The organism is Pseudoalteromonas sp. HM-SA03, from assembly GCF_002289345.1.
Taxonomy (GTDB): Bacteria; Pseudomonadota; Gammaproteobacteria; order Enterobacterales; family Alteromonadaceae; genus Pseudoalteromonas.
The window spans coordinates 76,114-88,359 of the sequence record NZ_NSDG01000119.1 but is presented as its reverse complement, the minus strand read 5'-3'; the positions used below and the strand labels follow the sequence as shown (position 1 = coordinate 88,359).

At 43.0% G+C, this 12,246-nt stretch carries 8 protein-coding genes; all 8 read right to left on the bottom strand.

What is annotated here, in order from left to right; genetic code table 11:
* Positions 1 to 103 precede the first annotated feature (103 nt).
* Entirely contained in the window at positions 104 to 1,372 is a 1,269-nt protein-coding gene (locus tag CKO50_RS22925; protein WP_095730064.1) for a PAS domain-containing sensor histidine kinase, read from the bottom strand.
* Entirely contained in the window at positions 1,365 to 2,699 is a 1,335-nt protein-coding gene (locus CKO50_RS22920; RefSeq protein ID WP_095730063.1) for a sigma-54 dependent transcriptional regulator, read from the bottom strand. Before CKO50_RS22920 ends, CKO50_RS22925 begins: the two co-directional genes overlap by 8 nt.
* 40 nt (positions 2,700 to 2,739) lie before the next feature.
* Positions 2,740 to 5,166: an ABC transporter permease gene (locus tag CKO50_RS22915; protein WP_095730062.1), complete on the bottom strand. Its 2,427-nt coding sequence runs from the start codon at positions 5,164 to 5,166 to the stop codon at positions 2,740 to 2,742.
* On the bottom strand, positions 5,166 to 5,888 hold the full coding sequence (locus tag CKO50_RS22910; protein ID WP_095730061.1) for an ABC transporter ATP-binding protein: 723 nt from the start codon (positions 5,886 to 5,888) through the stop codon (positions 5,166 to 5,168). Before CKO50_RS22910 ends, CKO50_RS22915 begins: the two co-directional genes overlap by 1 nt.
* A gap of 11 nt (positions 5,889 to 5,899) precedes the next feature.
* On the bottom strand, positions 5,900 to 7,156 hold the full coding sequence (locus CKO50_RS22905; protein ID WP_095730060.1) for an HlyD family secretion protein: 1,257 nt from the start codon (positions 7,154 to 7,156) through the stop codon (positions 5,900 to 5,902).
* Between the two features lie 173 nt (positions 7,157 to 7,329).
* Positions 7,330 to 8,439, bottom strand: a complete 1,110-nt coding sequence (locus CKO50_RS22900) for a hypothetical protein (RefSeq protein WP_095730059.1) — start codon at positions 8,437 to 8,439, stop codon at positions 7,330 to 7,332.
* Between the two features lie 27 nt (positions 8,440 to 8,466).
* Complete coding sequence (locus CKO50_RS22895) at positions 8,467 to 9,264, bottom strand: MBL fold metallo-hydrolase (protein ID WP_095730058.1); 798 nt, start codon at positions 9,262 to 9,264, stop codon at positions 8,467 to 8,469.
* Between the two features lie 375 nt (positions 9,265 to 9,639).
* Complete coding sequence (gene hrpB / locus CKO50_RS22890; RefSeq protein WP_217989664.1) at positions 9,640 to 12,138, bottom strand: ATP-dependent helicase HrpB; 2,499 nt, start codon at positions 12,136 to 12,138, stop codon at positions 9,640 to 9,642.
* Positions 12,139 to 12,246: the final 108 nt, after the last annotated feature.

The window sequence follows — 12,246 nt, the reverse complement described above, 5'->3', positions numbered from 1 at the left end:
ATCCTCAGTTGCCATAATATGGCAAGGTAAAACTACTTAACCTGAGGTTACAAATTACAAACAAAGATAAATATTCAAATATTGCGAAGTTGTTCTCAATTTACTAGAAACGCAAAGTAACCACAGCTTGAGCCCCTTTATTGTCCGGTAAATTGGCTAAATGCAACTCCCCTTGCTGATTACGAATAAGCTCTCGGCTCAACACCAAGCCGATACCCGATCCCTTTGGTTTAGTAGAATAAAATGGTACAAAAAGGTTCTCTGGATTGGCAATACCAGCGCCGTTGTCTTCTAGGGTAAAGCGCCAATTTTTTGGTCTATCTATGGTTAGTGTTATGCCATCATTCCCCGCAGATTGATTTGCTTGCTCAGCATTATTGACAAGGTTGATCATAGCCTGCGTTAGCTGATCTTCATCACAATAAACCAAGCCCTTATTAAGCGCCTTTATCTCAACATTAGGAAACAAAGCTTGCCAGCGCGATATCAGCAACTCTACCTCAATGTTTTGCATATCAACGGGTGGAAGCTGCGCTACTTGTGCGTAGTTTGCAACAAATTGCTGTAAATGAGCTGCACGACTTTCTATTACACCGAGCATAGTTTGCTGCATCTCAGGTGAAATGATATTGCCATCTTGTTGTAGGGATTGCGCCATTGAGTACACCGGAGTTAAGGCGTTTCGCACTTCATGATTGAGTACCGATAGTAGCTTTTGCCATACCTGCTTTTCATTATCTCGCAGCGCTTGCTCCACCGAGAAAAACACCAATAATTGATAGACTCGCTGCCCCCGATATAGTTTATGAGCCGCAATGCTAAATCGAGAGATGTGCTGCGTATGCTGCCATTGTTCATCCACATACTGAAGCGCTAGAGCTTTAGCATGTGCACCATGTAACACCTGTTCTGGATACACGGTATTCATGGCATGATTGGCAAAATACACATGATGATGCGCATCAAGTACCACAGTTGGCAGGGAGAGTTCGCTAATAAAATTAAATACAAAAGCTTCATTCTGACCATATTCTTGACGCTTTTGCCGTAATCGCTTGGCGGCTTCCTTGAGCTCAACCTTGAGCAATTCAACCCGACCCTTGCGGTATTGCGCTAACTGCCATACACCAAACTCTTCGTTGGTCACACCGTCCAACTGGACAGCCAAATTTTCAAGTACCTGCATTACTGCCCGATAGCCGTAACTCAGTGCGAATACAGAGGGGAGCATCATACCGAGCAACAAAGTGATTGCACTTAACAGCGTAAGCTCAAAATAGTAGATCATCCCAAGCGCGAGCATAGCAAGTGTAATTATAGGTATCGCAAAGCCCACCAGTAACTTGTGCTCAAGTGATACCAGCTTAGCCATCAAGCTCTGCCTTCGGGCTAATATCGTACTTTTCTAGGCGTCGATAAATTGCAGATTTACTCAAACCTAAAAATTCTCCAGCGGCCACTACATTGCCATCGAAATGGCGGATCGCTCTTGCAATCATGCGTTTTTCGGCTTCTTCCAGGCTCAAAAGTGGGAGCTCTTGCTCTGGTACACCTTCCTCAAGCTCAATATCATCCGCAGTTATCTCAGGCTGAAGCCCTAAGATCACTGCCCGCTCAATGACATGAGATAGCTCACGAATATTACCAGGCCAACTGTAACTCAATAATTTGTCTAGCGCCGCAGCAGTTAGCGTGCGCTCCCGCCCGGTATCATTACCATGGCGCTGGGTGTGCTTTGTTAAAAAATGGGCTGCTAAGCTTGGAAGCTCTGCTAATCTCGCTCTCAGTGGCGGTACCCTTAGCACCACCGTATTTAAGCGATAAAGTAAGTCCTGGCGAAACTGCCCAGCGTTAATCGCTTCTGACAAATCCGTATTAGTAGCGGAAACAATCCGCGCATTACTGCGGCGCGTTTCAGAATCTCCCACGACTTCATATTCACCCGTTTCGAGCACGCGTAATAGCTTGCCCTGCAGTGGCGGCGGCAAGCTGCCGATTTCATCTAAAAACAAAGTGCCATTTTCAGCCATTTCAAACCGCCCAGTACGGTTTGCTTTTGCATCGGTGAATGCGCCTTTGCGATGGCCAAATAACTCACTTTCGAATAATTCCGTTGGAATAGCGGCCATATTCACGCTCACAAGAGCGTGCTCAGAGCGACCGCTATTATCATGAATATATTTAGCCAACTGACTTTTTCCGCAGCCATTTTCTCCCAGAATAAGTACGTTGGCATTGGTTTTTGCAACGCGCTGAGCTTGCTGAAATAACTGAGAGGTTGCGTTATTGTCCGCGTGTGGTTCATGTGATGACGATAGTGCTTCGGCACTTTTAGTGTAGCGTCTAACGGTTTTCAGCAGTCGCTGGTTGTGCCAAGGTTTTTCAATGAGGTCACATGCGCCCAACTGCATTGCTTGGACCGCAAGTTCAACTTTGGCCCACGCAGTAATAACCACCACAGGCACACTTATTTGCGCTTGTCTCAGCCAACTAAGAAGTTGCAGCCCTTCTTTTCCTGAGGTTGTATCTCTATTGAAGTTCATATCAAGCAAAATAAGCGCAACGGGCTGCTGCGATAAAATAGCTTTAGCTTCATCAGGGTGTGCGGCTTCAAGGCTCATAAAACCATGACTTTGTAGCACTATGGTGGCTGACATTCGCACGTCAGGGTTGTCGTCGATGATTAAAATTGGCGTCATCACTTCCTACTTATATCCTGTTTGGGCTTACGCCCAAACTTTAATGTTTTAATGCTCGCATTGGTGTCGAGTTTATTAACTGTTTCATTGGGTAAATTGCCGTGGCTAACGCAAAAGCCAACATGGTAACAATCACCACAAGCAACCAGCTAGATTTTGCCAACAACCAATCTGACGAAACACTCATATAAAATCCCGCAACAACCATAATGGCAGCCAACATCGCCACTAACATAGGCGAGATGGTATCTGACAATAACAACCGATATAAACGGTGTCGTTTGGCACCAAGTGCCATTCGCATCCCAAACTCGTAGCGTCTTTGCTGAAAGCTATAGTTAAGCACACCGTAAATGCCCACCCCAGATAACAACAAACAAAAACCACAAAGCGCAAAGCTTAGCAGTAAAGTCAGGCGCTCCAAATAGGTAATGCTCTGATATGTCTTTGTTAAGTTTGAAAAACGCCATATTCCCGCCTGACCATTCACGGCGCTGATGGCATTTTGGATCTGAGCGCGAGTAAGTGATGCTCCCGGTTCCATTTCTATCATAAATGGATATCCCAAAGGCAGCGCGGGTAGCCAAACGGTTTTACCTTGAAGTTCATGATGACGTTTAGGGTGATTGAAGTTTTTTGAAATACCTACGATTTCAGCAGGTACATCTGGGTTAAAAATAAAATATGTTTCACCAATCACATCACCATCTGGTTTTAACGCCTGCGCCGCAGCCCAAGAAACAATAGCCTCTTCCTTTTCGCCTCGAATTGCAGCTTCGCTAAAAGTGCGTCCGGCAACGAGCTCAAGCCCGGTTAATGCAAAATAATCCGGCCCAACGTTACCTCTAACCATACTCGGTGTCCATTCACCCGCCATATCTTGCATAGCAACCACAGGGACATCGCTTTGTAATGGACTTTCTCCATGGGCGACGCCTAACACGCCCGGAATGTTAGCCAACGCGAGTTTGAATCCTTCAATATTGGCGTAACGCGCGGGAAATGGAGTAGGATCTGCGGGAATATGTAGCATCACGCTATACATATTGTCCAACTTTGTTCCGAGCGGTCTAAGCAAGGTATCGGCGCTTTTACACAACACCAAAGTCGCCCCAAGCACCAACACTGTGGTAAAAAACAGCTGTACTGCAACCAGTGTTTTTGTCGTCGCTATGCGTACCGCTTTTACGCTGCCCTTACCTGACGACTGCATGCTTTGCTTAAGCTGGCTAAAATCAATCATGCGTGAGGTGACAAACGCAAACAATAAAGCCAATAACAGTACGGTTAGGATAGCACTGAGCAGCACTGTGGCATCTAAGGTTAAGGTATCAATCAGCGGCAAATAACCACTGGTAAGCGCTTTAACTAATCTCAGCTCCCACGCCGCGATAAATAACCCCACCAGCACCGCGCCTGACACCAATAACAGCGCTTCTAGCAAAATGCCACGAAACAACAGCTTACGCTTCGCACCGAGCATAGCTTGTAAGGCTAGTTGCTGTTGGATAGTGTGAGCTCGAGAGATAAACAAATTACTCACATTAAAAATTGCGATGAGTACCAAGCATGACACACTCAACAACACGATAATGGCAAGCTTGTCATGTCCCGCCAGCTCTACTTCTCGATATGAACGTACTATAGGTTCAATATCAAGTAACGCTTCGTCAGCCGATTTCCATTCGCTTTGGTGCAGTTGAGCATTTTGATATAGCTGCTCTACGAGGATATCCTGACCACTATTGACTGGTAATATCGCCAGTAACTTCAAGTTGTTTAGTCTGCTACTCCACGGATGATACTCGCCGCGCTGATCACCAAAAAATCGCTCATCTTCAGAGAAACTAAGCCACAGCGCCCCATTTCCTTCACTTAAAAAGTAAGGGTCAATATGCGTACGCGCAGCAACACCGACGATGGTGTACAGTCTGCCAACAATCCGCAAACTCTCCCCAAGCACATTGTCATCACCATTGAAGTATTGTTGCCAAAGTTTATAGGAAATAATGACCTCTGGATTTTTCTGGCTAATGCTTTTCGTCGGCGTTAGGTATCGCCCCCGTGCTAGCGGCATTTTCACCATACTAAAATAATCCGAACTTGCAAAAGTCAGCGTAAGCTTTGGCTTGCCAGCTAGATTTTCAACCACATCGGAAAAGCTACTGATCAAAGCTCGTTTTTCAAATATGGAGGGGATCTGATACCAGTTCAGCATATTTTGAAAGCTTTGCAGCCCTTCAGACGCCCTATCTTGGTATACGTTTTTTTGTTCTACCACCACAAATCGTGATTCATTTTCAATCTCAAGCGGCTTAATAAAAAAGCCACTAAACAGACTCAATGCGACAAAAAAGCAGCTTAACGCGAGTGCCAACGTCAGTACTAGCGTGATACAAAAATTCGGCACCTGAAGCAAACTTTTAATTGCCAGCCCTAATTGACGCCGAAGTTGCAAAAACCCCATTACACCACCTCCGCAGTACAACTATCACGTTTTACAACGCTTGATGAAACCTGTACCCCATCTAAAAGCTGAATTTGCCGCTTGGCATAACCTGCATAGCGAATATCGTGCGTCACCATGCAAATGGTTGTACCTTGCCTATTCAACTCCCCCAGCAAGGCCATTACCGCATCACCATTTTTAGAGTCGAGGTTTCCAGTTGGTTCATCGACTAATAAGATACTTGGCTCGCCTGCAAGCGCACGCGCAATAGCCACTCGCTGCTGCTGTCCACCAGATAGTTGGTTTGGTTTATGTTTTGCTCGGTGGGACATTTCAACTTGCTTAAGCGCGCCCATCACACGGCGCTCAATTTCGCCAGTCGCAAGCGCAGGCTCACGATATTGAAGCGGTAAAGCCACATTATCAAATACCGTTAACCCATCCAGTAGATTAAATGACTGAAAGACAAAACCGATATGCAAATTACGCAGCTCTGCTTGCGTGTCTGCGTCTAGCGTACTGGTTTCTATATCTTGGATGCGATAGCTGCCCGAAGTGATGTCATCTAATAGTCCAAGAATGCTCAATAGAGTGGATTTTCCCGATCCTGACGGGCCAGTTATCGCAACGTAATCGCCCGTTTCAATTTCAAGGTTAATGTTGCTAATGGCGTGAGTTTCAACATCCTCGCCAAAGTACACTTTGCTCACTTGATGTAATGCCAAAATTGTCTTGTCCATTTGTTCTTCCTTTACCGATTGAGTGATTTAATTGTTATTTTTTCTAGGTGTTGGTAGTCAGACATGTCTGACACCACCACTTGCTCACCGGATACACCGCCTTCGAGTACTTCTATGGCATTGCCGGCTAGTTTACCAAACTTGAAACTTTTTTTGATAAGCATGTTGTTTTGTTTATCTAAAACAAATAATTGACTCTGAGATTGTGGAGTTGCACGCGGTGGCTTAATAAGTGAAAGTGCGGCGGTCTTTTTTGCTGTAAAAATTTGCCCTTCAACAGTCAAAAGTGGGCGAGCATTGCTTGGCAGCTCCCCAAGCAATGCCAGCTCTATCGCAATACGCCCGTCTTGTACGATGGGCACAATGCGGCTAACCTTTGCCTCAACCTGACCAACAAAGGTGTCTACTACTGCTCGTTGACCTAAGATAATCTCGCTTGCCCCTCGCTCTGGCACCAGTAAGTCGGCTACCAAAGTTCGCTCACTGCCCACCACAGCTAGCGCCTGCCCGCGTGTAATTGCTTGACCTTGACTGACATGTACTTGCTGCAACATGCCGCTGATCCCCGCAGTGACTTGTAATTGCTCCACCGCCTGAAGCGCGACCTGATAGCTCAGCTCATATTCTTTTAATAGTTCTAGCTCAATCTCAATTCTTTGCTTGTGTAATGCACTGGTTTGGCTAAATTGCTGCTGAGCGAGCTTTACTCGCTCGCTTAACTGAGCGACCGTTAAGATTGAGCGCTGATGGTCTAAGCTTGAAACTATGCCTTGAGTAACTAATTGGCGCTCAGCCTGTTCTCGCAATTTGGCATTTTCAAGCTCACTGCTGAGTAGGGTATTTTGTCCTTTCAATGCTAGTCGCTCACTTTCTTGGCTTAGCCTTAACGCTTCAACATTGGCTTTTTGCCTAGCGAGTACGAGTCTTTCTCGGTGGAGTTGCTGAGTTAACTCAGGATTGGTTAACTGTAAAATAATGGTGTCTGGCTCTACCCTACTGCCAGGAAGGTGCAGTACGGTTTCAACTTGGGCAGCAAATGCGGTCGTGATCTCTCTACTGATCTTTGAGCGTAATCGGCCATAACCTTTAACACTAAACTGTATCGGTCCGGATTGAACGGTGGCAAATTTAAGCTTTTCAGCATCTATTTGCGGGTCAAGAGGCACAATCCATACGCCCATTGCAGCGAGCACAATAAGGGTCGTTAACAGCCACCAGCGACGAAGTGGCTTTTTAGTCGTTTTGGTAAGGCTAGTGTGAATATCCATCGAATTACCATATTATTATTTTTATACGGCAATACGATATTCAGGCCAAATTTAACCTTTTGATTTTTATCAAGTTAATATAATTAGCCTTTATGAAATTTCCCTAACTTGGGACTACGCAATATCAGTTATGGGAAACCCGCCGCTCAGTAAAGAACAACTGGTTTAGGTACCTATTTAATTCGCCAAATCGCTTTAAAGGTTTTGCTCGCCAAATAGAAAAATAACAGCGGCATCAATACTAACTTCAGTAGCAAAAGCGATACCACGTTTAAGAAGTCGATAAAGAGTGACTCAGCAGCGTCGAGCATATCGTTAATACCACTAGAAACGGCTTTTACTGCTCGGCTTAGTGTCCCCTCATTGCTACCGTGAAGCTGCTCATTGAGCTTTTCGATTGCGTGTTGATGTTGATCTTTTTCTCTATTGATAAGCGCTATTTGAGTGTCGAGTTTTGTTTTATCGCTGGCCAACCTTTGTTGCTTTTCAATCAGTGGCTTTGCCTCTTCACTTTTGGTAAATGTTAACCACTCGGATAAACTTCGGTTCGCTTGAGCCGCTTCAATATCACCTTCCAAAGCGGTAATTTCAGCATGTAGCTCAGTCGCTTCACCATGAAGACGGATCTGTTGTTTTGTCAATAACGCTATTTGTTCACTATGGCTTTGCTTTTGACCGGTGATTTGGGCCTTTATTTTTGCACTTTGCGTGCTGGTCTTTGTTGCTTGAGATTGAAAGAGGTCAACACTGCTCGACACCACTTCACTTTGTTTATTTATTTCTTGGTCCAGTAACAGTTGGCTAGTGAGACCCGTCGATAAAATTACAAAGGGAACCACAAAACGGATCAGTAGCATCGTGGCTAATATTTTAGTCCTTACCGTTTGCCAAAATCCTAGATAGCAACACACGAAATATCCAATTACGGTGACGGTAAAAGCAACACTGAATAATATATGAGTAGAAATAGTGTAGAGAATACGTTGGATAAACAAAGAGCCAATGGCTAATTGCATCACATCAGAAATGTATTCGGCTAAATCATTGATAGGGTCGAGTAGCTGCGCAGGCTGAATGCTTGCAACACCAATCCCAACCTCGGCAGATTGCAGTAAAGAAATAGCGCCATTTACCGTACGTGCTGAAGCATAGACAAGCGAAGACTGTAGTAGCGCATCATCAATAAACGTCATCATAGCGGTGTTAAACTCTGGCAACCAACTTATTACCATAAGGATGGCTAACAGAAAATATAATGCTATTTTTCCACTTTTTGTTTGCATATCAACCTCAGCCTTTTAGTAGTTTTATTAAGCTTTGTTTGCTCGCTCTAGCACGGTGATAGTGCGCTCAATGAAGCGGGTAAGCGCCCGCTCTGGCAGAAAAGGTTGTCGCCCTTCAAGATTAAACAGTGACAATAAGCGCTTAATCTCCTCATCGTTCTTTATTTGCTCAACCGACTTACCCGCCTGATTCAAAATCTTCACCCGCTCAACTAAAGCGAATGTTTGAATTCTATGTTGTTCGAGTTCTCTTTTCGTTGTGGGTTTGCCATGACCTGGCACAATCAGCGTATTTTGATCGCCAATCGACAAAATCAAATCGACTGCTTCATTAAAACCCGTTAAGCCCCCAGCATAAAATGTTGGATGCCAGTTTGTGGTGTAAATGTCTCCGGTGAACAAAATATTGCTCGTGGGATGATAGAAAATGTTGTCATTGGCGGTATGTGAAACGGCTTGAGTATGCTTTATCACCCCAAGCTCCTTTAACCCTCGCGGGCTGTCAATAAGTGTAAAACCTTGCTGTTGGAAAAAAGCATTACCACCTGTGTGATCCGAATGACTATGCGTATTTAGCAGGTATTTTTTCTCGGTCTGAAAGCTATTTTGTATCAAATCATTGAGCTTTGGCAAATCTATATCTTCAGCGGTGGGGTCAATGATCACCACTCCCCTTTTCGTTGCAAAGATCCCAATGTTTGTGCCATAACTTTTATCTCTAACGACTTTTGCTGTGTCAGATTGATAAAGCACTTCAAACTCGCCGCTATAAGTTGGCTGAGCAACAATTAAGCCCAACAAGATGAACGCCATAATAGACCGCATTTCACACTCCTTTATATTATTAGATTGCTCACGTTATAGCCATTATGACTTCTTTACAAGCCTATTGCTCCACCAGCCTACTTTCCTCTCGGTTTTATGGAGCGACCAGGCTTTTCCTCAAGCGGTTTATCTGGCCATCGGTGTTTCNGTAATATGAACTATATATTTCGTTGACAGCATCATAAACCTATTAAATTCAATGACTAAAATTTAATTAGACTTCCATTCGTTGACAAGTCAATCTCATAGCATTTGTTGACACTTATTTGCCCTATGGTTGACACTTTATATTACCATGTTGACAAATCAATACGATCTCACGTTGACAATTAAACAAGTTAATTAGAAAGCAAGGTTTCACATAAGCACAAATTTTTACTTCGGCTTAATTGACCTTCCCGGCTTTTCTTCAAGAGGCTTTTCAGGCCATCTATGCTTAGGATATTTAGCACGCATGTCTTTTGCAACTTCAACATAAGACCCACTCCAGAATTTCTCCAGATCAGAAGTGATTTGAATTGGCCTTTTGGCAGGTGAAAGTAATTCAAAACGCAAAGGAATGGTGCCTCCCGCTAACATTGGAGATCTAACTTCACCAAATAACTCCTGCAAAATCACTGAAACTGTGGGACCTTGCACTGTTGAATAGATAATTCGAACATTTTTATTGCTCGGAGTTAGGTAAAACTGAGGGGCTTCTGAATCAAGTAAATTAGACTCTCTATAGGTTAAAATAGATGAAAGTAATGGAAACAAATTAATGCTTTTCAATTCAGAAATACTGCGGATATTTGGCAAATAAGGTAATAACCAGTTAGCAACATCCCCCATTATCAAATCAATATTCAAATAAGGAAATCCATCTAGCTTTCCACCTAGCCAAGCAACACGATTAAGCCAATCTTCACATTCTGGAGTCCAGTTTAAGATCTTTTTATAATCCTTTGGAATAAGTTTAACCAGTGAATCATGAATAAACTCTTGTGGAACATTTTCACTTTTGTCTTCTTCAATTATAAGTTGCCCATACTTCTTTCGTTGGTGTGCATATATCTTATTACTAGAGGAAATTTCATAATCGGTGTCTGTAACTACTTGCTCTGAGAAGTGCTTAGATAGAATATTGATATCAAAGGGAGCCGCAGAATAGATCCTTCCTTCTTTATTTTGTGCGTCACTATCTATCACTACTAAATATTCATATGAAGTGAGTGGGTCTGATTCTTGTAAAGTAACACCTTTACCATTTGCTAATTTATATCGACAACTGTTTAAGCCCCTGCGCTTTGCCAATCTATCAGGGAAAGCTGATAACAATAAATACCCCACAGAGTCCTGTATCCCCTCAGCTTTAAACTGTTCATCGACTTTAGGAATGTTATTACGTAAAACTTTAAAATCTTGCCCAACCACCTTTAAAGCTTGTTGGTTTAATCCGCTTTGCACGCCATTGCCTTGAATGGCTTCTATTAAAGCCTCTAATCTCAATAATAAATCAACACTATGACAATCTTTTATTAAATCTCTTTCAGGTAGCATCGCTGCTAAATAACAAGAAACTTGAGATTCAAAGCTATTTCTCGCTGACAGCAATATTTTGGCTAACCGAGGGTGGACTGGCAATGAAGAGGCTGCTTTACCTAAAGAAGTGACCCGTCCTTCATCATCTAAAAGATCTAATTTAATTAGTAAACTCTGGCTTGAATCAAAATGTGAGGCCGGGGGAGGTGTTAGCCAATTAATCGAGCTGTATTTATGAAAACCTGCGTTAGCTAACTCCAACACGACTCCAGAAAGGTCTGAAACCAAAATTTCTTCTCGCTGGTAGTCGATAAGCGAGGCATGTTCGGTTTCAGTCCATAATCTTATACATTTACCTTCTTTAAGCCTTCCAGCTCTGCCTTTTCTCTGCTCTGCCGAAGCTTTTGATATTTTGGAAAGTACAAGTTTAGACATGCCACTAGATGGATCATAAGCGAGTACTTTTTCCAAGCCTGAATCAATAACACAAGTCACACCTTCTATAGTCAAACTTGTTTCAGCGATGTTAGTGGAGAAAATAATCTTCTTTTTAAACGTTTTTGTTATAGCTCTATCTTGTTGTTCTGCGGGAAGGGAGCCATGAAGGGGTAGCAAATCTATATCTTCCCTGCTACCAAAAAACTCCTCAGCTTTGTTTATACAACGCTTTATATCACCAATACCCGACAAGAAAACTAGAATATCTCCCTCGTCATCAATAACATTTTGAATTGCTTTTAGAACATTAATTTCGATTCTGCTATTCACAGGCTTCATATAAGTTTCTGTCACAGGGAATGATCTTCCAGAGCATTTAATCACTGGTGCTCCATGCAAATAAGAAGATATAAAGCTAGTATCAATAGTTGCTGACATAACTAGAATTTTCAAATCTTCTCTGAGTACTTGTTGTGACTCTAGAGAAAGCATTAGAGATAAATCGGCATTGATAGATCGTTCATGAAATTCGTCAAAGATAAGAATTCCAACGTCAGTTAATTCAGGATCAGTTTGCAACCTTCTGAGTAAAACCCCTTCAGTAACAATTTCTATCTTAGTTGAGTTCGAGAGCTTGGTATCATTTTTTATCTGATACCCGACAGTTTGACCAACTGTTTCTGAAAGTTGCTTAGACAGAAAACGGGCTATTGATTTTGCAGCCATTCGTCTTGGTTCAAGCATTACAATTTTTTGGGCTTTCAAAACATTTGCTTCTAATAACTCAAGAGGGATGACTGTTGACTTCCCAGCTCCGGGATCAGCTTGCAGGACAACATTATTATTGTTCTTTAATTTTTCTAATAAGCTTGCCAACACCGAATAGATTGGCAATGATTTATCTCGTTGTTCCAATTTTCTGCCTTTTCAAACTATTTTCGCTTGTCTGATAGCAAGCTGTAGAGTGGTTTAATGCGTTTTTCGATTGTATCACGATCTAGCATTCCACAGTTGCGTTCCTTA